Origin of the sequence: Paenibacillus sp. ICGEB2008, assembly GCF_000307675.1 — a bacterium.
In the GTDB taxonomy this organism is placed as follows: domain Bacteria; phylum Bacillota; class Bacilli; order Paenibacillales; family Paenibacillaceae; genus Paenibacillus; species Paenibacillus polymyxa.
This window is the reverse complement of record NZ_AMQU01000008.1, coordinates 68296-92440: the sequence shown is the minus strand read 5'-3', so window position 1 is coordinate 92440 and position 24145 is coordinate 68296. Positions and strand designations below refer to the sequence as shown.

General features: G+C 47.4%; 15 protein-coding genes, 1 pseudogene and 2 riboswitches. Of the genes and pseudogenes, 3 read left to right on the top strand and 13 right to left on the bottom strand.

Annotated elements, in window-relative coordinates:
• Window positions 1-186: 186 nt before the first annotated feature.
• The 9 genes and pseudogenes from C400_RS0109205 to gcvH form a co-directional block, all read right to left on the bottom strand.
• A complete protein-coding gene (locus tag C400_RS0109205; RefSeq protein ID WP_016819048.1) occupies window positions 187-828 on the bottom strand; it encodes a 50S ribosomal protein L25 in 642 nt (213 codons plus the stop codon).
• 234 nt (window positions 829-1062) lie between these two features.
• Window positions 1063-3591 carry a type I pullulanase gene (gene pulA / locus C400_RS0109200; RefSeq protein ID WP_017426749.1) on the bottom strand — a complete coding sequence of 843 codons (2529 nt, stop codon included), beginning with the start codon at window positions 3589-3591 and terminating at the stop codon, window positions 1063-1065.
• Window positions 3592-3858: 267 nt separating this feature from the next.
• On the bottom strand, window positions 3859-5514 hold the full coding sequence (locus tag C400_RS0109195) for an amino acid ABC transporter ATP-binding/permease protein (protein WP_017426748.1): 1656 nt from the start codon (window positions 5512-5514) through the stop codon (window positions 3859-3861).
• On the bottom strand, window positions 5507-7660 hold the full coding sequence (locus tag C400_RS0109190) for a DUF454 family protein (RefSeq protein ID WP_017426747.1): 2154 nt from the start codon (window positions 7658-7660) through the stop codon (window positions 5507-5509). Before C400_RS0109190 ends, C400_RS0109195 begins: the two co-directional genes overlap by 8 nt.
• A 210-nt stretch (window positions 7661-7870) precedes the next feature.
• A complete protein-coding gene (locus C400_RS0109185) occupies window positions 7871-9016 on the bottom strand; it encodes a mannitol-1-phosphate 5-dehydrogenase (protein ID WP_016819052.1) in 1146 nt (381 codons plus the stop codon).
• Window positions 9013-9447, bottom strand: a complete 435-nt coding sequence (locus C400_RS0109180) for a PTS sugar transporter subunit IIA (protein WP_016819053.1) — start codon at window positions 9445-9447, stop codon at window positions 9013-9015. The genes C400_RS0109185 and C400_RS0109180 overlap by 4 nt, the downstream gene beginning before the upstream one ends.
• Window positions 9444-11521: pseudogene (locus C400_RS28555) on the bottom strand (BglG family transcription antiterminator). Before C400_RS28555 ends, C400_RS0109180 begins: the two are co-directional and overlap by 4 nt.
• 82 nt (window positions 11522-11603) lie before the next feature.
• Window positions 11604-13082 carry a PTS mannitol transporter subunit IICB gene (locus C400_RS0109170; protein ID WP_017426746.1) on the bottom strand — a complete coding sequence of 493 codons (1479 nt, stop codon included), beginning with the start codon at window positions 13080-13082 and terminating at the stop codon, window positions 11604-11606.
• Between the two features lie 427 nt (window positions 13083-13509).
• Complete coding sequence (gene gcvH, locus C400_RS0109165) at window positions 13510-13908, bottom strand: glycine cleavage system protein GcvH (RefSeq protein ID WP_016819056.1); 399 nt, start codon at window positions 13906-13908, stop codon at window positions 13510-13512.
• A gap of 302 nt (window positions 13909-14210) precedes the next feature.
• A riboswitch (glycine riboswitch) is annotated at window positions 14211-14403 on the top strand.
• A riboswitch (glycine riboswitch) is annotated at window positions 14404-14500 on the top strand.
• Window positions 14501-14579: 79 nt separating this feature from the next.
• Between gcvH and gcvT the strand changes: the two genes are divergently transcribed.
• The 3 genes from gcvT to gcvPB all read left to right on the top strand — a co-directional run bounded on the left by gcvT (window position 14580) and on the right by gcvPB (window position 18653).
• Window positions 14580-15680 (top strand): glycine cleavage system aminomethyltransferase GcvT, encoded by a 1101-nt coding sequence (gcvT, locus tag C400_RS0109160; RefSeq protein ID WP_017426745.1) that lies wholly within the window; start codon window positions 14580-14582, stop codon window positions 15678-15680.
• 124 nt (window positions 15681-15804) lie between these two features.
• On the top strand, window positions 15805-17160 hold the full coding sequence (gene gcvPA / locus C400_RS0109155) for an aminomethyl-transferring glycine dehydrogenase subunit GcvPA (RefSeq protein ID WP_017426744.1): 1356 nt from the start codon (window positions 15805-15807) through the stop codon (window positions 17158-17160).
• Window positions 17157-18653, top strand: a complete 1497-nt coding sequence (gcvPB, locus tag C400_RS0109150) for an aminomethyl-transferring glycine dehydrogenase subunit GcvPB (RefSeq protein ID WP_017426743.1) — start codon at window positions 17157-17159, stop codon at window positions 18651-18653. Before gcvPA ends, gcvPB begins: the two co-directional genes overlap by 4 nt.
• Before the next feature lie 127 nt (window positions 18654-18780).
• Here gcvPB and ptsP read toward each other — a convergent pair whose 3' ends face one another.
• The 4 genes from ptsP to glcT form a co-directional block, all read right to left on the bottom strand.
• Window positions 18781-20493 (bottom strand): phosphoenolpyruvate--protein phosphotransferase, encoded by a 1713-nt coding sequence (gene ptsP / locus C400_RS0109145; protein WP_017426742.1) that lies wholly within the window; start codon window positions 20491-20493, stop codon window positions 18781-18783.
• Entirely contained in the window at window positions 20486-20761 is a 276-nt protein-coding gene (locus C400_RS0109140) for an HPr family phosphocarrier protein (protein WP_013372579.1), read from the bottom strand. Before C400_RS0109140 ends, ptsP begins: the two co-directional genes overlap by 8 nt.
• Before the next feature lie 110 nt (window positions 20762-20871).
• Entirely contained in the window at window positions 20872-22917 is a 2046-nt protein-coding gene (gene ptsG / locus C400_RS0109135; RefSeq protein ID WP_017426741.1) for a glucose-specific PTS transporter subunit IIBC, read from the bottom strand.
• Window positions 22918-23156: 239 nt separating this feature from the next.
• The gene (gene glcT, locus C400_RS0109130) at window positions 23157-24029 is read right to left on the bottom strand and encodes a glucose PTS transporter transcription antiterminator GlcT (RefSeq protein ID WP_017426740.1); all 873 of its coding nucleotides are present in this window, start codon (window positions 24027-24029) and stop codon (window positions 23157-23159) included.
• Window positions 24030-24145: the final 116 nt, after the last annotated feature.

The following is a 24145-nucleotide window of genomic DNA, read 5'->3' as shown; positions in this document are numbered from 1 at the left end:
AGATATATTAGGTATTTATAAAATAAAAATGTAAATACCATACTATATATATCGTCATATCTGAACGCGTATTGAATGATGGTCGTACTTTAAAGAGAAAAACCGCCCCCTAACAGGGAACGGTTTTAATTCACGGTTTGATCATCTTCTTTAATTGGCAGACGTTCAATGTGCCTGCTGAATCCATTAAGATTCCTTGTTTTCGGAAGCCCCTTCAGCACCTTCAGTTGCCGCTGCCTCACCTTCCACAGCAGCATTCTCTACTTCGACTGCACGCGGAACGATCACGGATGCCAGCAACTCCTCTTCAGAGACATGCAGCGTCACGCCTTTAGGAAGCTTCAAGTCGCTTGCGCTCAGCTTGTCGCCAATATCCAGTGCGGATACATCCACTTCAATAGTGGACGGCAAGTCAGAAGGCAAACCTTCAACCTCGACTTCTGTTTCTTGAACTTGCAGAATACCGCCTGATTTTGTACCTACAGGCGTACCCTGATAATCAATCGAAACACGCACGCGAAGCGGTTTGTTTTTGGAGATCTTCAAAAAGTCGGCATGCAACCATTGGTTGTCACGCTGTTGATAATCTTTAATAATGACTGGAATCGTTTCTCCGCCTTCTACTGTGAGATTAAAAACCTCTGAACGTCCGGTTCTGATTACTTTATTAAATTCCTTGGCATCGACATGTACAGGGGTTCCCTCGATTTCAGAGCCGTAAACCACAGCTGGAATCCGTCCTTTTAACCTCAATCCACGAATGGCCGAACCCTTCTTCTCTGTTCTCGGCTGGGCGGTTAGTTGAATACTTCCTCCATTAGAACTCATGATATACAACCTCCTTCAGGTTACCTTACAAATGATTTTCCTCCAAGAATCTTGCTTGTTTACCAGTCGTACTACAGAATATAAGCCAGCAAGCTGGCAAAACTAAACAAGTCCATAATTCTATTTTACCCCTTTTTTCTGAAACTGACGCACATTTGCATAAAAAAATAGCATTTCTCGAAATGATCGAAAAATGCTATTTCTCGTGTATATATGGCAACCAGGCATACAAGTCTATCCCGCCCGGTTATCGTTAACCAGTAATAAATATTCCTCTCTGCCACTATGAATCAATACCTGCATCACAGACTGGGTCGGATCTACATCAATATATCGATCTGCCTCCACATCCTTGGCATCCCAGTGATTCAGTCGGACAATGTAGCCAATTCGCTGTACATCAGGAGCCACCCGAATGCGGGCTACTGCCCGACCATCATCCCAATCGTGAAATTCAACATGTCCGTCCTGGTGTCCGGTGCCCCATACCCACACATTCCAGCCAGAGTATTGCCGGTCTGCACGCTCGTAGATCAGTTCAATCGTACGAAACGGAATAACCGCTCTATCGTTTCCTCGCTGGGCATCTGTCATTGCTGTACCTGCAATCTCTTGATTCGTCCCCTCATCTAAGCCCTTCGTTTCGTTATCCACTTGCTCGTTAGCTTGATCTTGCTCAGTCAAAAAGGAGGCCTGGGGAGGTCCAGCCTGATCATACAACACCATCATCGACCAGCGCGATACAGTCACACGATGGCCTACCACTTCATAGCGTGTCTCATTCCCGGCCCCGTGTGCATCCACGACCACATGCCAACGATCCGATTCCGAAGGCAATGATATTGTCTGCTCTGTATCCGAACCGTTATAAATCACCACAATATGATTCCAGGCATCGCCGTTAGCATGATGCCTCAATGCAAAAGCCACCACATGCCCACTGCTTTGCAGGACTTCCATATGCTGCTCCACCAGCTCACGCTGATCCATACGGAATGCCGGATGACTGCGCCGCAAAGCAATTAAGCCCTGGTAGTAATCAAACACGGATCGAAACCTCGCCTTGTTATTCCACCGGATAGCGTTTACCACATCAGAGCTTCGGTAGCTGTTATGGTCTCCATATTTGGAACGCAGCAGTTCATCCCCTGCATGGATAAAAGGAATACCTTGCGATGTCAGAATCATGCCGTTAGCCAACAGAGACTTACGTACAGTTTCGTTTTCAAGTAGGTTACTTTCATCCAGTTCCTGATACGGGTCTGCTTCAGCTACGGCTTGTTCGGCTGTCCTTCCATCTTTGGGGTTCCCCTGCTCCCATTGCGGAAAACGACAGTTCTCCCGCACATGTCTCACCGTCAAAATTTTATCCCACAAATTGAGATTATCGTGGGCCGTTACATAATTGACGGTCTCTGATGGATGAGCTGTAAAATCATAGATAGCTCCAAAAGCACCTTGAAGTACCCGTTCCTCCTGATTTTCCGCCCCCGTGGCAAACCCATTCCCGGTACCGTCGCTATCTCCCTTAATGGCAGAGCGGTAATTGTCGTTAAAAACGGCAAAGCCCTTATCCCGCTGCGTTCCTTTTAATGTAAGCAAAGGCTGCGGGGACTCCCCACCCGTCCAAGGCTCACCATAGATCAGCAGATCGGGACGTATTTCAGCGCGAAGCTCTCGGGTAAGCTGCTCTACAGTCGGTGTATCAATTAACGCCATCAAATCAAACCGGAAGCCATCTATGTGATATTCCTCTGCCCAATAGCGTAGTGAATCCTTGATATACTTGCGCACCATCGGACGTTCGGTTGCCAGTTCATTACCTACACCTGATCCATTGGTGAGCTTCCCTTGCTCATCCGTACGGTAATAATATCCTGGTACAATCGGCTCAAACGGACCCTTTTCCACCGAATACGTATGATTGTACACAACATCCATAATGACACCAATGCCAGCAGTATGCAGAGACTGTACCAGCCGTTTCAGCTCTCGTATACGCATCTCCGGGTCAGCTGGATTGGAAGAGTAAGATCCCTCCGGCACATTATAATGCTGCGGATCATAGCCCCAGTTATATTCAGTTCCTAATTCCGAAAAGTCATTCACCGTATGAAAGTCAGCCACTGGAAGCAAATGAACATGTGTAATGCCCAGCTCCAGCAAATGATCCAGTCCGACACTGTTACCCTCGGAATCCATTAATCCCGTATACGTAAAGGCTGCAAACCGCCCCTGAGCAGTAGATAAATCTTTTATACCCGTATTAAAATCGGGGTCCATCGAAAAATCACGCACATGAAGCTCATAGATAATAGCATCTGTCGTACGCTCAAGTACGGGTCCCTCATCCTGTTCCCATCCATCCGGGTTCGTTCGATCCAAATCAATGATAGCCGTACGTTGCCCGTTGGCTGATACCGCTCTGGCATATGGATCGGTAGCATAATGAATGCTGTGGTCCGCCCACTCCAGCCTGTACATGTAATAATATCTGTTCCAGTCGCCTTCCAGCTCTATAGACCATACTCCGTGACCATCACGATTCATGAGAAATTCCTGACCACCGCCGTGCTCCTGAACGATTCCTTCATGATCGTACACCCCTGCGTCGGTATACAACGCGATATGAACCTGCTGTGCAGTCGGTGCCCATACCTTAAATTTGCTGCCCGCAGGCGTATAAGTAAGACCCAAATCATAGCCTTCATATATGGGATATGCTGTGTGCTCAAGTCCCTTGAGCTGATTGAAATTAGACATTCCTGTTCACCACCCATTTCTATACATCGGCTTATAGCCTCTGTTCATCCATCATTTATGATGTTTATGACTTGTCAATATACCTCAGGATTTGCAAAATCCTCACCTCATAGGCTATCAAAATAAGACAAGCTTGAAAAGCTGGATGATTTAAATAAGGATGACGCTCCCATTTCAACACGCACACTCCATTTTATGACAAAACGATGAACAGGCTACAGCTTTCGCCTTCAAAGCATCACATTTATTTCCCAGCTTTCATCACGTTCAGGAGAGTCGGCGGTTATCCATTTGAAAAATTTCGTCAGCCATTCGCATAGTAGAGCTTCGATGCGAAACAAGGATAATCGTTTTGTCTTGCTGCTGTTCTTTTAACGATTTTAAAATAATCGCTTCGTTCAAACTGTCCAAATTGCTAGTTGGTTCGTCTAGCAGTAACAGGGGCGCATCATGAACAAAGGCTCTGGCCAGCCCCAAGCGCTGGCGTTCACCACCAGACAGCCTGTCCCCCAACTCTCCGACCCGGCTGTCATATCCTTGAGGCAATGTCATAATAAAATCGTGTACTGATGCCTTACGGGCTGCTTCCACAACCTGTTGATGTGTAGCATCCGGCTTTCCAATTTTGATATTAGCTGCAATGGAATCGTCAAACAGGAATGTATGCTGATCGACGTAGCTTTGCAAGCTTCTCAAATGTCGGGTCTCAATGTCCTTCAAATCGTGGTCAGATAGTAAAATCCCACCCTTCTGCGGGTCCCTGAATCGCATCAGCAACTTCAGCAACGTTGACTTACCGGACCCACTTTTACCCTGAATACCTATAATTCGCTTGTGTGGTATCGTGAGACTTACATCATTCAGCACCGTTTGACCATCGTATGCAAAAGTCACCTTGTCTATCTGCGCTCCAGTAAAGCCAACGGTCATTCCATTCATATTTTCTTCTACCTCCGGGCTCTCCTCCAGCAGACTTAGCACTCGCTCCCCGCTTGCCAGCGTTTGAAGCAAATTGTTGGACAAATTGCTCAGTGCGACCACCGGACCAAATGAACTAAACAGAGCAATGACTGAAATCAGCATACTTGTAAAATCCATCTGTCCTTTAGACATGCTATACAATCCAGCTAGCAGCATCAAGAATGAAAATCCGACTACAGCTGCATCTGTGACTGCTCTTGTGATGCCTTCATGATGCTTCAACTCTTTCTGCTTGGCATCCAACTGATCCGTACGACGGTTAATTTCATTTAATCGTTGTTCCCCTTGCCCATATTGCACAATTTCCTTCATCCCACGTAAGCTGTCCAAAAAATAACTGCTCAGCTGGCCGAAGCTGCTCCGGTATTCCATCCCTTGGCGCTTGCCCATACGTGTCGTAAGTAGGGGAATAAACAAACCGACGGTTATGTAAGCAAGCGCAGCGATCCAGCCTAGTAAAGGCTCATAAGAGCCTATAAAAAATACCATGAGCAGTGAAGTGATGATGCCAATCATAACAGGCGCTATCGTATGCGCATAAAATACTTCCAGCAGCTCAATATCACTTGTAATCAGCGATATCAGATTCCCTTTGTCCTTGCCTTCAAGCTTGGCTGGGGCCAATCTACGCAAGGCTTGAAGCACCTTGTCTCGCAGCACAGCCAGCAGCTTGAAAGCGAGATAATGACCACTCATTTGCTCGCCATAACGAAATACACCGCGCAATACAGCACATAGCACGATGGCAGTCAGCAAAAATGTCATGCTGTAGCCTGTCGTGATGCCCGTTGCTGTCAGTAGGGCAAGGGCCCCGTACACAATAATGCCAATAGCACACACAAAGCCGAGCACCCCTGTAACAATCGTGATGAGCAGCACAGGTAAAAGAGGTCCTGCCAAGACCAACAATTGACCCATGATTCGTAAACCGGGTCTACGCATATACAGCACCCCCTTTCACAAACTGTTCCATCCGATGCTGACTGAGATACATCTCCGCATAATGTCCCTGCTGGCTCAACAGCTCCTGATGCGTTCCGGATTCTGCCACCAAACCATTTTGCAGCACATAAATACAGTCAGATTGGATCACGTTTTCCAGTCTGTGAGAGATGAGAATCACTGTTTTTTGACCTGCCAGTGCATGTATGACCTCCATGATTCCTTCCTCACTCTCAACGTCAATGTTAGAAGTAGCCTCATCAAAAATATATACATGACTGTCGTGCAGCAACGCTCTGGCCAGTGCTAGACGTTGACGCTGTCCTCCTGACAGATTCGCTCCCTGCTCCTCTATCTCTGCCTCCAATCCTCCCTCGGAGAGAATGAAATCATACAGCTTCACTTGTCGCAACGCCTCCAGCATTTGTAGCTCATCCGCGTGCTCATTGCCCATTCTCAAATTTGCTTCGACGGTGCCTTTAAAAATATAGCTGTTAAAACCGATCCAGGTCATATGACGCATGCGGCTTTCTTCCGAAATGAAGGTCAGTTCGGTTCCTCCGATCGTCAGGCTTCCTTGATAACCCTCATGATGTCCAACGATCAATCCGGCTACCGTACTTTTACCTGAGCCTGATTCTCCAACAATGGAAACGAAGCTGCCTTGAGGAATGTCCATGGTTATATTACGCAAGGTATCTCTTTCGTCGTAAGCAAAATTTACCCGTTCCAATCGAATGTCTGTAGATTCTATGCTTTGTTGTCCTTGTACAAGATCCTCTGTACTCAACATTTTGAATATTTTGTCACTTGCTGCCATTCCGTTCATGGCAATATGAAAGTAGGAACCGAGCAGACGAAGCGGGATGAAAAACTCTGCCGACAGCAACACAATGATGAGCGCTCCCGCCAAGCCAATGTGACCCGATGAATATTCGCTAACAGCGACCAGCACACCTGCGGCGGCACCACCAAATGCGATAAGATCCATGACAGCTACGGAGTTTAACTGCATGGTCAGGACTTTCATTGTCATTTTGCGAAAATCCTCAGCCGCTGTGTTCATTTCCTGATGTTTATTCTGGTCTGTCCCGTAAATTTTGAGCGTGGTCAGACCTTGTACATTTTCCAAAAAGCTGTGGCCCAAATTGACGTAGCTGCCCCAATATTTCCGAAACAGCTTTTTAGCCATTCGCATAATAACAATAATGGACACTGGAATTAAGGGAACGCAGATCAATAGAATGATAGCCGCTTTGAAGCTGACAAAAGAGAGGGTGATGAACAACGTTACAGGTGCAAGCAGACTATAAAATAGCTGAGGCATGTATCTACCAAAATAGGTTTCAAGCTGCTCCACCCCTTCTACAGCAACCTGAATAACCCCTGAGGTGGAGGTATGATCCGTATAAGAGGGGCCCAGCTTTAACAGCTTGCTGTAAATCTGTGAGCGCAGCGTTTTTTTAGCATTGATTGAAGCCCGATAGGACAACATACTGGCTGCATAATTACTCAGGAAGCGAACGGCAATGGCAGCAATAACAATGACTGTCATGGATAGAATTAGCTGGCGAGTTACTTGTCCTTCCCATGCTTGCTGCATCACAAAGGCCATAGACAAAACGGCGGCTATACTCCCTAAAAGACCGATCCACTGTACGAGCACACCCAAGATGATATATTTTCGGGAATGCTCCACCAGGCCTAGTAGACGACTGTCGACCATTTTAGACCTTTTTTTCGGAGTAGGGACGGCTTCAGATGAAGACGGAGTTTCCGCCTTACCTTCCCTCACAGTTCCGACTCGAAATATAAAATAATAGTATTTAAAAAGGATGACCAAGACGATGAGCACCTTGCCCCACACAATGGGGGTAAAGATAAAGCCTGTAATGAGCATAGCTGACGCTAAGCCCAATGACGTAATTTTTGTAGACAGCTTCAACGACCTGGTTTGTACAAAACTTTCCAGATACTTATGGTACAAAGATGTATTCGAAAACCACTGATGAATCCTTTCAGACCCCCGCATAAAGAAAAAGGTTGCCAGCAGCAGAAACGGTGTAGTCGGCAGCAACGGCACCACTACGCCAATCACTCCAAGTGCCAAAAATAAAAACCCTAAGGTAATATAAATCGGTTTCACTGTAATCCCCCTAATATATATACTGTTAATGATATTTTATAGATAATGATAATCATTATCAATATATATAATTTAGTCAGGTTGTTATGTGATGTAAATCACGCATATAAAAATCCTCTTGAAGTTCAACTCTACAGAACACTTTTGTGCTCATATAGATGTTTTGTCTTCAAGAGGATAATCGAAATAAGTGCGTGTTATTACGTTGTTTTATGAACTTATAATATCATATTGCTCCAATACCTGTCGATGTAACGGGTCATCTGCAGGTATGGACGTATAACGTGTCAGCGCTTCACTCACCCCTTGGCTGCGAATCACCTGCTGAAGCTCAACTGCTTCGGGGTCTTCCGTAATATCAAATTTGCAGGCAGCAGCCATTCCTAACGCCAGATGATCGGTCCGGATACCATACTCCTGTGCTTGCAGCGCGGGACGTACAAGACGGTCATTGGGAGACAGCTTGCGAAGCGGTGAACGTCCGACCCGAGTAACCTCGTCTGTCAGATTAGGATTGCGGAAGCGATCCAGAATCTTAGCGATGTACTTCTTATGCTCCCCTTGATTCAAACCGAAGCTCTTCACAAGCACCGCTCCTGTTTCCTCCAGCGCCCCGTGTATGGAGTCCACCACCTTGGTATCCTTCATGGCCTCCTGGATCGTGGCATAACCTGCGACATAACCAATATAGGCTGCCACGCAATGGCCCGTATTCACCGTGAACAGCTTGCGTTCAATGTAAGGCTCCAGATCCTGCACGTAAAGAATGCCTTCAATTTCTTGATGAACAGGAGCCATTTGCGAGCGATCCACAACCCACTCATAAAAAGGCTCTACCTGCACATGCAACGGGTCCTCATGATGCTGAATCGGCACAATCCGGTCTACAGCGGCATTGGGAAAATAAACCGAAACCTCTGCCTTGGCACGAGTCGCCTCATCCAGTAGCGCAAAAACATGCTCTTTCAGTTGGGCGCTGCCTCCAATTGCATTTTCGCAAGCAATCACATGCAGCGGGCCTGCCCCTCGCTCTACCCGCCGCGCTATGCCCTCGGCAATACCTGCTGCAATATGCCTGAGGATGCTAACCCCTACCGCGGTCGTGACCAGATCAGCATGGTCTACCGCGTCCGCTACAGCCGATGCATCTCTACCGTCAATCGCGGTTACATTCGTAACTGTCTCCGTATCCTTCGTATCATTCGCCAACTCTACCGTATACTGCTTGCGGCGGCGTAACTCAGATACTAGGGTCTCGTTGACATCTGAAAAGACAACCTCATAGCCTGCACGCGACAAAATCAGCCCAATAAAGCCACGACCGATATTTCCTGCTCCAAAGTGAACGGCTCTCATAACTCCAGCTCACTTTCGAACAGATCTATAATTTCCTGTGGAGCCACTGCGTTGCGAAGTTTGTCCATGTTCTCTTCCTCCGCACATACCACAGCGATACTCGTCAAAATCTCCATATGATCGCCGCCTTGGGCTGCAATACCGATCACCATGTATGCTTTTTCTTCCCCGAAATCTACGCCTTGCGGGAACTGAACGATGGAGATGCCAGTGGATTGAACAAGCGTCTTGGATTCCTTGGTACCATGTGGAATAGCCAGCCCGTTCCCAATATAGGTGGATACGATCTCCTCGCGTTCAAGCATCTTGTCAATATACTCACTTGTAATATGTCCTGCATCCAGCAGAATTTGTCCTGCCATACGAATCGCCTCATATTTGTCTTTGGCGGTTGCGTTCATTTTTATTTTGTCTATCGTCATAATACTCACGTTAGATTCCTCCCTGTCCCTAATTTACTGTGGAAAAATTCAGCCAGCTCACTCGATATATAATTGGCAATCTGATCCCTGCTACCGTGTTCCAGTAGCGTAATCATGTCTTCCTGCAACAGTAATGCACTAATCTCGCTCAATACCTCCAAGCTTTCTTTCGGCAACTCACGAGGTCCCAACATCAGCAGAACGCATTCTACCTGCTCATCTACATCCGCCAGCAGCGGCTCAGCCAGCCTATACAAGGTCAGCGAAGGCTGGCGAACATAGGGACTGCGCGTATGAATCAAAGCAACGGAGGTATCAGAAATCACCTGACTCCCTTGACGCTCTCTTTCTACAAGTTGTTCAGCAACAACAGAAGGCTCTGTGACATTTCCCCGCACTGCCTCCAACATGCAGATAGCCTCTATAGTGGCTGACATATCCACCCCTTGATTTTCCAGCGGGTATACTTGAAATTGCTGTACAATGTGTACAATCTCCTCAAGGCTTTTCCGTAGACCGGTAAGCCACTCCATGCCCTGGCCGGGGAGAACAGCCTGTTCCTGACGATGATCACTGAGTTGATTGAGTGTAATATGCTGGATGAAATGACGCAGGCGGTCACTCTCCTCTTGCGTCAGCAGCGGGCTGATTTTGAGATACCGATCCGGCTCAAGCGGCAGCTCCACTGTCGAAATGATCAGATCATAATCCTCCTTGGGAATCCGCGTTGCCTCGTACCATGAGGCCCTATCCACGATTTTGATCTGTGGCAGCTCCTTGGCCAGTCTTGTTGCCAGAAGTCTGGAAGACCCAATTCCGCTCGTGCAGACTACGATTGCTCGAACCTCCCGCTGCAATTGTCGCAGCCGCTCCAACGAAGCGCCAAAATGCATGACCAGAAATCCGATCTCTTCATCTGGTACTTCCATTTCTGTCATATCCGCCGCAGCCTTTTTGACCGAGTCGAACAAGCTGCCGTAATCCTTGCGGATTTGCTGAAGGAGAGGGTTGCGGATCGCTCTCCCTTCCCTCAAACGTTTGAATACTGGAGCCATATGGGCAATCAGCCTTCACGCAGGACACGATCCTCTGCTAATGGTGTGCCTGTCTCTGCCTCTACACGACGAATCAACTCATGAACCGACTCCAGCAGTACAAGATCATCCAGTGGCAGCAAGCGGGTGGAATGATCCTCAGCATCACGGAACAGCAACCCGAAATAACATCGTTCCGGTTCTGGAAATTCAATATCCAGCGCCGCTGACAACTCTGCGCATATACGCTCCACCATAGCTGTGCGCAGCATGATATTCTCCTCTGAATCTGTTTTCGAATACGAGAGACGATGATCCACAACGTACCCAAGGCGCAGACGTGCCAGAGAAACGCAAATTTGAATCAGCAGTTCCATATATTTGCTTTCCACCATGTTTTTCAGCCATTGATCATGAGGCTGCCAGAGGGCGTTCTCCACGGTTAGCAAGTTCTCCCTGCCAATCATCTCCAGCAACTTTTCAGTGACACGTGTCACCGGACGAAGCTCCTCACGACCGGAAAACAGAGCCGATTCATCCAAATATTCGAGAGCCAGCTCAGAAATCGCCCGTCTTTTGTCTATCTCCCGTCCTGTAATCTCGACACCGTATCCCCGTCTGCGCACTAGCACGAGCCCTCGATCTGCAATCCAGCCTCGTAATTCGTCCAGATCATGACTGACCGTAGTTACTGTGACTTTCAAATCCGATGCCAGCGCCAGTAACTTGATCGGCTCCTGTGTATCCAGCAGCATGCACAGCACTACAATCTTTCTCTCCTCAGCCGAGTAATCGTCTGACTTCGTTTGCAGCAACTGCTCCCGTAGACTTGCAAGCTGATTCGGGTCGGCATCCACATAGATACCGATCCCTGATTTTTTCTCCAGCTTTACCTCATGAGCCGCCAACCAGCACTCGACTGCGCCAAGTTCCCGATGGACCGTCCTTGTGCTGACATTAATCTTCTCGGCAATTTCTCCGGCCGTAACCTCATGGGGCTGCTCCAAAAGATACTCCACGATGTCAGATTGTCGTTTCGTAATATTCATAAGCGCATACCGTTCCTTCCCAAGCTCTATTCCCTTTCAGCAGGAAATACAAACTGTACACAGACGGCTGACTTTATAGGAATTAAGAGTCGGATTTCAGACGGTCAACCAGCGCTTCGTATTCAGGGCTTTTCAGAAAATTGTCAATGGAAATGTGCTCAGCATTCGGGGCTACCGTTTTAGCCCGGTCTGTTAATGTTTTTTGCGTAATGACAATGTCCGCATCCTGTGGAATTTCACTGATTGCCGTATTTGTTACCGTAACGCCCACGCCCGCCTGTTTCATTTTTTTGCGTAAAATTGAAGCTCCCATGGCACTTGAACCCATACCTGCATCACAGGAAAAGACAATTTTGTTCACTTCGGATTTATCCTTGAGCATTCGATCTGCGGCAATCTCAGCAGCACGATCAGATGCGTGGTTATCTTCCATTACAGTGGCGTTAGCACTTGCACCCTTGCTTTGATTTTTCATATCTTTCAGGCGGGATGCAGCTTCCTCCAGCCCCTCTTCCTTTTGCTTACCTGTCTTGAGCAATACTGCGGCAACAGCAAAGGATACGACTGCAGCAGCGATCACACCGCTCAGCATCGGCAAATATCCGCCTTTTGGTGTCATCAGGAAATAAGCAATGATACTGCCTGGTGAAGGAGCAGCAACCAGTCCGGCACCTGTCAACATAAAACAGAAGGTTCCCACAACGCCCCCTGCTATAGCAGCGAGAATTAGAATCGGCTTCATCAAAATGTAAGGGAAATAAATTTCATGAATCCCGCCGAAAAAATGAATGATAACTGCACCAGGAGCAGACGACTTCGCAGAGCCTTTACCGAACAGGCAATAGGCCAGCAAAATGCCGAGCCCCGGCCCAGGATTGGATTCAAGCATGAACAAAACGGATTTTCCTGTTCTTGCAGCTTCCTCTAGCGCAATCGGACTCAATACTCCGTGATTCAGTGCGTTGTTGAGAAATAATACTTTTCCGGGCTCAATAATGAGATTGACAAGCGGCAAGAGCCCTGCGTTCACGAGGAACTGTACACCTGCCGACAACACTTGACTGATGGTTTGCACGACCGGGCCAATCCCCACATGAGCGAGCAGTGCTAGAATGGCACCGATAATCCCGGCCGAGAAATTATTGACCAGCATTTCAAAACCTGATTTGACTTTGCCCTCAATGGCCTTATCGAACTTCTTCAAGATCCATGCAGCCAGCGGGCCAGCTACCATTGCTCCCAGGAACATCGGGATATCGGCCCCCACAATGACACCCATCGTCATAATGGCACCGATCACACCTCCACGCTGTCCGTGAATCATCGTGCCTCCTGTATAACCAATCAACAGCGGCAGCAAATAATTTTTCATCGGATCAACCAGTTGTGCAAAACCCTCGTTCGGGAACCACCCGGTCGGAATAAAGAGTGCTGTAATTAATCCCCACGCAATAAAGGCTCCCATATTCGGCATCACCATACCGCTGAGAAAACGGCCAAAACGTTGTACGGCGACACGAGCGCCACCGTTTGAACTGGACTTTGTGTCCACTGTGCTCATATTCATATCCTCCTTGTGAGTAAATAGCATCACTACCTTTTCTTAAAATTCATACTAAATGACAGCGCTATCTTCATCAACGAAATGAAAACGTACTTTCGTCATGAACGTTGATGACAACATTTAAATTTAAAATAACGGACAACGTATTATACCTGCATAATTCTTCTTAATATGACCGATAACAATAGAAATTAGTCGAAAAAACAGTGCTGTAAATCTGCACACTTATATAGAGGAGCTCACCTCTAAATCTAATAAATCGACGTAATTACGTCTTCTAAAAGACAACAAAAAAATAGCCGCCATGTCAGATCATAGCGACTATTTTATACACAAAACGAGCGGACTAACGATGCTTTTATTCAATTCAATATCCATATAAAAATTTAGAATAAAGCGCTAATATTCCATCTTATATTGCTCGTTATTGTTCATCCGAAATCAACTGCTCGTACTGATCCGCAGACAGCAGCTTGCTCAGAGCTTCCTCGACATCATTGCCCATCTCTACTTCAATCATCCAACCCTTTTCATAGGGAGATTCATTCACCAGCTCAGGTGTGCTTTCCAGAGCTTCATTTACTTTCAATACGGTTCCCGCCACCGGAGCAAAAAGGTCGGATACGGTCTTCACCGATTCAATTGTACCAATCTCTGCCCCCTGTTCAATCGTTGCTCCCGCCCCAGGTAATTCCACAAAAACAATATCACCCAGTTGATGCTGTGCAAAGTCTGTAATGCCGATCCGCAACGTCCCGTCTGCTGTGCGCTGAACCCACTCATGTTCGTCTGTATACCAAAGTTCCCGTTTCACTTCACTCATCCTGCTTTCGCCTCACTTCCACATGAATAAAATGCTTTTAATCACCTGTATTAGACAGGTTAAGATTATGACAACATGAGCAATCATGTCAATAATACTAACAAAAATACTTCATGTTATCTCATATAGCATAGAATATTAAAAAATGATAACTTGTAACAAACGCTTACATATCCTTATTTATACATTAAATGTTTTTTGGATTGTTTTATATGACATTTTTATTGACATTTTGAATGAATTTGCGTATTAATGGGTTATAGCAAATGCTTTTGGAAATACCCCGACAACTGCAAACGCGGATGAACGCGGAGGGAGAGACTACCCAAAAAATTCGCATAGCTGTTGTCGTTTCTGAGACAGTTGTGCACGCGAACTCGGATCAACTTGTTACCTGCAAAACCGGGTAACCTACCGTTGATCCAAAAGGTAGCGCCGAAGGAGTAAACTTGCATTGCAGGTGAATCTCTCAGGCAAAAGGACCTCTGCCGGACGCATCTCTGGAGAGCATTCGCGATTAGAGCGGATCACCCAAGGGGAAACCTGGTTCACACCGGGGTAACTTTCTGGTATCAAGGACAGAGCTGAAAGAAGAGTATGGACTGCCGTCTATACGTTTCTTTCAGCCTGTCTTTTTTGTTTAGCCGATTACACTGGATAGGAGTGAAAAAATGTCTAATTTGCGAAGAACACCATTATTTTCGTCTTACGGGACGCAGCCCGGGGTTCGTTGTATTGACTTTGGCGGGTGGGAGCTTCCCGTTCAGTTTAACGGCATCCAAAAAGAGCATGAGGCCGTCCGGCAACGCGCGGGTTTATTCGATGTCTCGCACATGGGCGAGTTTTTGGTTGAGGGCAAAGAAGCCGAGGCTTTTTTGCAATGGGTAACCACGAATGATGTCAGCCAGTTGGAACCGGGCCAGGCACAATATTCACTCCTGTGTTACCCCGATGGAGGCGTAGTGGATGACTTGCTTGTATACTGCAAAGGACCAGAGCGCTACATGCTCGTTGTGAATGCCTCCAACATCGACAAAGATTGGGATTGGCTCATGCGCCACGTACCTGCATCGGTTCATCTGGAGAATGTGTCTGATGCGATCGCATTGCTGGCATTACAAGGTCCGGAAGCAGCACATATTGCCGCAGCCGTGACAGATACAGATATTACGAATCTGGCATCTTTCCGATTCCATGAGAACGTGCAATTGTTCGGAGCAAAAGCACTCGTCTCCCGAACCGGATATACCGGCGAAGACGGTTTTGAATTTTATATACCTGCTGAGGAAGCGCCCGCCGTGTGGAATGGTTTGCTTCGTTGCGGTGAATCGTATGGGCTAATTCCCGCTGGGCTTGGTGCTCGCGATACACTACGGTTTGAGGCACGGCTGCCGCTGTACGGACAAGAGTTATCTGCCACCATTTCACCGCTTGAGGCTGGTTTAGGTTTCTTCGTCAAGCTGAATAAAGGAGATTTTATCGGCAGAGAAGCACTGCAACACCAGAAAGAACAAGGAATTCCTCGCAAGTTGATCGGGCTGGAAATGATTGACCGCGGTATCCCGCGCGCTCATTATCCAGTCTTCGCGGAAGGCCAACACATTGGTGAGGTCACAACGGGGACTCAATCGCCCACCTTGAAGCGTAATTTGGGGCTAGCCCTGGTGGACAGTCGTTTTAGCACCCTATCTACACCGTTAGAGGTCGAAATTCGAGGTAAACGCCTGCGTGCGGAAGTGGTCGCAGCCCCCTTTTATAAGCGGCCACGCTGATCCTAAATCCTCTTCATTTCAAAAAAATGATCATGTCAGATACGAAATTCTGGATTTTCCAACTACGATTATGTATTAGCTAATTTACTATCTAAATTTTGCTTTTCGAAAGGAGCCAGAACTTATGAAGCAGCATCGCTATCTCCCCATGACCGAACAAGATCAAGCCGAAATGCTGCGTGTGGTGGGCGTATCATCCATTGATGATTTATTCAGTGACATTCCAGAGGCAATTCGATACCAAGGGGAACTCCCTCTTTCCTCTCGGCTTGACGAAAGAGCCTTAACTCGCCACATGGCCGAGCTGGCCGGACACAACGCCAATACAGACACACATGCCAGCTTTCTTGGTGCAGGTATTTATGATCATCATATTCCGTCCGTCATTCAGCACATCACCTCACGTTCCGAATTTTACACAGCCTACACCCCCTATCAGCCGGAAGTAAGCCAGGGCGAGCTGCAAGCCATTTTTGAATTCCAGTCGTATATTTGCGAATTGACAGGCATGGCAGTAGCGAATGCCAGCATGTACGATGGAGCGACAGCTCTGGCGGAAGCGGGCTCACTGGCCGCCGCAGCCACGCGCCGTAAACAGCTTATCGTATCAAGGTCTGTCCATCCAGAGGCACGCCAGGTATTGGTAGCCTATGCGCGCGGATTGGACTTGGACATCGTGGAGATCGGCTGTTCGGACGGCGTAACGGATGTCGATGCGCTTGCCGCGGCCGTATCGGAACAGACGGCGGCTGTCTTGATCCAAAGCCCCAACTTTTTTGGAGCCGTGGAAAATCTGAAGCCGATGGCTGACCTGATCCATGCACACAAGGGGCTAATGGTCGTCAGTGCCAACCCATTGGCACTTGGCTTGCTGGAGGCGCCCGGTAAGCAGGGCGCGGATATTGTTGTAGGAGACGCGCAGCCGCTTGGGATCTCGTCCTCCCTCGGCGGTCCAACCTGCGGTTACTTTGCCGTTTCTCAGGCACATATGCGTCGTATCCCTGGGCGTATCGTAGGCCAAACCACGGACCGCAACGGCAAACGCGGCTTCGTGCTGACCTTGCAAGCGCGGGAACAACATATCCGCCGCGAAAAGGCCACGTCTAACATTTGTTCCAACCAAGCGTTGCTTGCTTTATCTGCATCTGTGTACTTGTCTGTCATGGGTAAACAGGGTATCCAGGAAGTAGCCGAGCTGAATTTGCATAAAAGCCGCTATGCGTTAGAACAATTGCTGAGCTTGAATGGCATAACTGCCTCGTTTCACGCACCGACCTTTAACGAGTTCGCCCTTAGGCTGCCTGAAGGTACGAATATGAGCCAACTTCAGGACAATCTGCTAGCTGCCGGATTTATCGCAGGCTATGATTTGGGCCGGGACTATCCGGAACTTGCAGGTCATATGCTGATTGCCGTGACGGAGCAAAGAACCAAAGAAGAGATTGACCAATTTATACACACCTTGGAGGGATTGCTATGACACACACCGGACCGGATCAGAAACAAGAGCTGTTGAAGGAACACGATCAAGCGCTCATTTTTGAATTGAGCCGTCCGGGTCGCATCGCTTATTCCCTTCCCGAGTGCGACGTTCCTCGTCGCCCCGTGGCAGAGCTTTTGCCGGATTATGCGCTGCGCAGCGAACCTGCGGCATTACCCGAGGTATACGAAGTAGATGTTATTCGCCATTATACCGCCCTGTCCCAGCGCAACTTCGGCGTCGACAACGGGTTTTATCCGCTTGGCTCGTGTACGATGAAATACAATCCAAAAGTGAATGAGGATGTCGCCCGTTACGCAGGCTTCGCTAAAATTCATCCATATCAGCCGGAGAATAGCATCCAGGGGGCTATGGATCTGCTGCATACGCTCCAAAACGATCTGGCTGCGTTGACCGGCATGGATGCCGTCACGCTCCAGCCCGCTGCTGGCGCCCATGGCGAATGGACCGGGCTGATGATGATTCGCTCGTACCACGAGGCACGTGGTGAGCGACGTACCAAGGTGCTCGTGCCGGATTCCTCGCACGGTACGAACCCCGCCAGTGCAACCGTAGCGGGCTTCGAAACAATCACCCTTCCCTCCACCCCTGAGGGGCTGGTGGATCTGGACGCGCTCCGCCAAGCGGTAGGCAACGACACCGCTGCGCTCATGCTGACCAATCCGAACACGCTGGGCTTGTTCGAGAAGCAAATTACTGACATTGCCGCGATCGTGCATGACGCAGGTGGTCTGCTCTACTATGACGGGGCAAACTCCAACGCCATCATGGGGATTACCCGCCCCGGGGACATGGGCTTCGATGTGGTGCATCTCAATTTGCACAAAACGATGAGTACTCCGCACGGTGGAGGGGGCCCGGGCGCTGGACCCGTCGGCGTAAAGCAGCGACTGATTCCCTATTTGCCCAAGCCGTTTGTCGTACGTGATCCGCAGGGTGTGTACCGCTGGGATCGGGAGCACGTAGATTCTATTGGGCGGGTCAAAGCCTTTTACGGAAACTTCGGCATTCTCGTCCGAGCCTATGCCTATATCCGCAGCTACGGTCCTGATGGCTTGAAGCGGGTGTCCGAATGCGCTGTACTCAATGCCAACTACATGATGCATCGGCTGGCTCCGCACTTTGACCTGCCTTATCCTGGGCATTGTAAACACGAATTTGTCATGTCAGGGCGAGGTTTGAAGAAATTTGGAGTACGCACGCTGGATGTAGCCAAACGATTGCTTGATTTCGGTTACCATCCGCCTACCATTTATTTTCCGCTAAATGTAGAGGAATGCATCATGATCGAGCCGACGGAAACAGAAAGCAAAGAGACGCTGGATGCTTTTGTCGACACTATGATTCATATTGCGCGCGAAGCCGAGGAGAACCCTGAGCTGGTGCTCAATGCACCCTATACCACTCCACTCACACGCCTGGATGAAACCACTGCAGCCCGTAAGCCTGTGCTGAATTGCGCATGTAGTTAAGGTTAAATTCAAACACAACAATCCAAGCATACAAAAAAGCCGGTATCTGTTGAGATACCGGCTGCTGTATGTATACAGCAATTTTTGTTGGAAAAAGATATAACCTTTGAAAATGTGATACCCTTCCTTATGCTTCGATGCTTTGAACCAATTCAACAACCTGCTCGGCTGTTTGCATATCCAGAGCTTTTGCAGCCAATTTCTCCATGTCCGCACGGGACAACTTGGAGATTTGACTACGTGCTGGCAGAATGGAAGTTGCGCTCATGCTGAACTCATCCAGTCCCAGACCCAGCAGCAACGGAATTGCTGTTGTGTCTCCTGCCATTTCACCACACATACCAACCCAACGTCCTTCACGGTGAGCGGCATCAATAACCATTTTCACCAGACGCAAAATGGATGGATTATATGGTTGATACAGGTAAGAAACCCGCTCGTTCATACGATCCGCTGCCATTGTGTATTGAATCAGATCGTTAGTACCAATACTGAAGAAATCCACTTCTTTAGCGAATTGGTCAGCCAATACCGCTGTAGAAGGAATTTCTACCATGATGCCCAGCTGAATTTCTTCAGATACGGATACACCCTCGGCTACCAACTTTTCTTTTTCCTCCAACAAAACAGCTTTAGCTTCACGGAATTCGTTCAGCGTAGCAATCATTGGGAACATAATGCGCAGGTTACCGTGCACGCTTGCACGCAACAAAGCACGCAATTGAGTGCGGAAAATATCCTGGCGATCCAGACACAGACGAATAGCACGGAATCCGAGGAACGGATTCATTTCTTTCGGCAGATCCAGATAAGGAAGTTCTTTATCTCCACCGATGTCCAAAGTACGGACTACAACCGGTTTGCCTTCCATTCTTTCCAGAACCGTTTTGTAAGCTGTATATTGTACATCTTCGGATGGGAGCTTGTCGCGTCCCATGTATAAGAACTCCGTACGATACAAGCCAACGCCTTCACCACCGTTGTCTAGAACACCAGCTACATCGTTAGGCGTACCAATATTGGCTGCCAATTCGACATGGACACCATCGACGGAAACCGTAGCTTCGCCGCGCAGCTTACGCCACTCTTCGCGTTGCTTGTCATATGCCACCTGTTTAGCACGGTATTCTGCAACGATTTCTTCGGTAGGATTCACGAACACGTGACCATCCAGACCATCGACGATAATCAAATCGCCGCTTTTAGCTTGAGACAATATATTTTTTGTTCCTACAACAGCAGGAATTTCTAATGAACGAGCCATAATAGCCGAGTGCGAAGTGCGTCCGCCGATATTTGTTGCAAAGCCTTTAACAAATTCACGATTCAGCTGAGCTGTGTCGGAAGGTGTCAAATCTTCCGCAAGTACAATCGTTTCTTCGGCAATTTCTGCAGGGCTGACAAAATGAACACCAAGCAGGTGATTAAGCACCCGTTTGGTTACATCACGCATGTCCGATGCGCGTTCTTGCAAATATGCACTTTTCATGTTTTCAAACATGGAAACAAACTGTGTAGCTACTTCATTCAAAGCATAGTCAGCATTGAGCTGCTCGTCTCTGATTTTAGCTTTAACCGGATCGATCAATTCAGGATCATTCAGAATCAGCAGGTGAGATGCAAAAATTTCTGCTTTTTTCTCACCCAGTTCACGAAGCGTTTTCTCCTTAATCGATTCCAATTCGGTTTGAGATTCTGCTAAAGCCGCATCCAATCTTGCGATTTCAGCTTCAACATCACCAACCGCGCGTCTCTCTACAGCGTAATTCGGATGCTCCAAGATAAACGCCCGGGCAATGGCTATGCCTGCCGAAGCGGCAATCCCGGAAATTTTAAGCATGAACTTCGCCCAGCCCTTCGTTAACGATTACATTTTCAAGAGCTTTCAATGCTTCAGCAGCTTCAGCGCCTTCGCAGATAATGTTAATAGTATCCCCTTGTTCCAGACCCAGAGACAATACACCCAGAATGGATTTCAAAGTTACTTTTTTACCGTTAGCTTCGGCGAAAGATTCAGCACCGCTGAATTTGTTAGCTGTATTTACCAGCGCAGTTGCAGGACGTGCATGGATACCGTCTTCATCCGTAATTCTAAAAGTTGTTTGCATAATTTGTTCCTCCCACTTTCCTAAAAATAATATTTGTTTACACGCAGCATACCGGATAATTGATCAGACGGCCTAAGCCGCCTAATCAACTAATCCGAAACACATAGAGTTTATTTTATCGTAATTATACCATCTTCGCCAGCCTTCAATACTCCAGTTTTATTTAAAGTTACCGAAGATCCTTCTGGAAGGTTGGTAAAAATGACAGGTGAGATGATGGATTTAGCGTTTGCCTTCACGTATTCCAGGTCTACTTTCATAATAGGCTGGCCGGCTGACACAAGATCGCCTTCGTTCACCAAAACGTCAAATCCTTGACCTTTAAGCTTCACTGTATTCACCCCGATATGAACAAGCACTTCTTTACCACCATCGGATTGAATACCAACCGCATGCTTGCTTGGGAATACATTGAATACTTTACCATAAACAGGAGAAACAATTGTTCCATCATTTGGCACAACTGCAAATCCATCACCTGTCATGCGTTCTGCAAAGACCGGATCGGGAACGGACGAGATGTCAACCAATTCACCGTTTACTGGCATCACAATATCTTCCACAACGATCGTTTGCTTTTGTTCTCCGGCTTCCTTTTCCTCTTGTGGAGCTGGTTCTGAAGGAGCAGGTGCAGGTGTACGTCCTGCCATGATATCAGCCATTTGAGTTTTAATCGTATCGGAACGGGTACCGAAGATCGCCTGTACATTGTTACCTACTTCAAGGACACCTGAGGCGCCAAGTTGTTTCAGACGAGCTTTATCCACGTTTGATTTCTCATTAACTTCGATCCGAAGACGTGTGATACATGCATCCAGATGCTTGATATTCGATGAACCACCGAAAGCAGCCAAAATGTTATGTGGAAGCTCGTCACTGCTACCGCTTGCTGCACCCTCCACATTATCTGTAGCTTCTTCACGTCCTGGTGTCTTCAAGTTGAATTTCCGTATGATGAATCGGAATCCGAAGTAGTAAATAACCGCCAAAATCAGACCGACGATAATTACATACCACCATGGTGTACGGGTTGGAATAATCCCGAATATCAGGAAATCAATAAATCCACCAGAGAACGTCATGCCGATTTTAACATTCAAAATTTGCATCGTCATAAATGACAAACCTGCAAATACACAGTGTACTGCAAACAGCAATGGAGCTACGAACAGGAAGGAAAATTCCAGTGGCTCCGTAATACCTGTCAGGAATGAAGTCAAGGCTGCTGAACCCATGATGCCTGCTACATATTTTTTATGCTCCGGTCTTGCTTCATGATACATCGCAAGTGCTGCTGCCGGTAATCCGAACATCATGAATGGGAATTTACCTACTTGGAACGTACTTGCTGTCAGTGCCACACCGTCGCGAAGCTGATTGAAGAAGATCTGCTGGTCACCGTGAATGGTTTGACCTGCTTTGTTCACATATTCACCAAACTCAAACCAGAACGGTGAGTACCAGATGTGATGCAAACCAAACGGAATGAGCGCACGTTCGATAACTCCGAACAGGAACGCCGACAAGGTCGGGTTGGAATACACCATAAAGTGAGATACAGCGTTAAGTCCTTGTTGAACTGGGGGCCAGATCAAAACCAGTGCCAGTCCGACAATCAGTGAAGATACTGCTGTTGCAATTGGAACGAAGCGCTTACCCGCAAAAAAGCCCAGGTACGAAGGAAGCTCGATTTTGAAAAATCGGTTGTACATAGCAGCGGCCAGTATACCGATGATAATCCCGCCGAACACCCCGGTTTGAAGTGTAGGAATACCCAACACATTCGCATAACCCGGTACTTTTTGAGCAATCAGACCAGGTGTAACACCTACAGCTGTACCCAGCGTAATGTTCATTACGAGGTAACCGATGATCGCAGCCAAACCTGCTACACCTTCGCCGCCCGCCAGACCGACGGCTACGCCGACTGCAAACAACAGCGCCAGATTATCAAAAACAATTTGTCCGGCGTTCATCATGATTGTCGCTACCGATTGAACCCAGCCCGCATTTAACGCAGGGATGTACTGGAGAAAATCAGGATTGACCAGCATGTTGCCGATACCCAATAAAAGCCCCGCAGCTGGCAAAATGGCTACTGGAAGCATTAACGCTTTACCGACACGCTGTAAAACGCCGAAAAGCTTTTTAAACATACCATCCACATCCTTCTCTGAAATTTAGAACAGAGGTAAAACAACAAAAAAGGCATGAGCCGATTTAAGTATGTTTGAACACAACCTTGGGATATAGCATACCCCACTAGGCTGTAAACAATCATAACTTAAAACAACTCATGCCTGATCGAATCAGTAACACGTTAAAATGTTTAGTTGTTGTCTTCCTCATTGCAAAATTGATTATAGCACCACGCTAAATGCGAGGCAATACTTTTTTATTCGGGCTTTATCACGGTTTGTTGCTCTCCCTGCTTGCGTTGGGACAAACGCTGCAGATGCATCGTCAAATAGCTAACTTCAGCTGGATACACCGGTTTACGTAGCCTTTTCTCCATAATCTTCGTAAGTTTCCAGGCCAGCATATACATTTCTGGATATTCTTCATTCAAAAGCTTGTCCAATCGGTAAATCTCCTGCACAATCTCTCCTCGTCGTACACGTTCAATCGCAAATCTCAGATGAGTCAGCAGACGGGAATAATCAAGGGATTGGATAGGAATTCGGTAATCGAGTGTCGTCTCGACGACCTGAACCATGTCAGCAATCAGACGAGAATCCTTCCTAACCTCGGAGATATGTTGGTTCGTCATAGCACTATAAATATGCAGAGCTACGAATCCGATTTCATCTTCTCCCAGATCCACGTCCATCTTATCCTTGATCAAAGCAACAGCCTGCTCAGCCATCTTGTATTCCTGAGGATATATTTCCCTAGTTTCATACAAGAACGGATTATGAATCGTAATCCCCTGTTTATGACGGTTGATGGAGAAGGCAATATGGTCAGTTAAAGCAATTAGTATGTGCTCATTAAGAGGCTTTTTTGCTTGAAGCTGAACAAGATGAAGCACCTCACCGATGACCTCAATGAGCTTTTCATCCAGCTCAGGAAGCAATCGTTTGTATTGCTCCTGCTCTTCATGGCTTTTTAATATAAATAATTTTTCAACTGAATCCAACGGCATTAGATCGCCGGGTCTGCGATTGAAACCGATTCCTTTTCCAATCACGACAACCTCATCATGCTCGGGATGCATCCCTATAATCACATTGTTATTCAGCGCTTTGGCCACTTTTAGGCTGCTCACATCCGCACCTCTTTTATCAGAACCTTGATCCTAAGAATTATAGCATGAAGCTCAGAGGAATCCACGTTAAAGTACCAAATATTCCGCTAAAGGTCAATAAAAAGAAAACGCTTTTC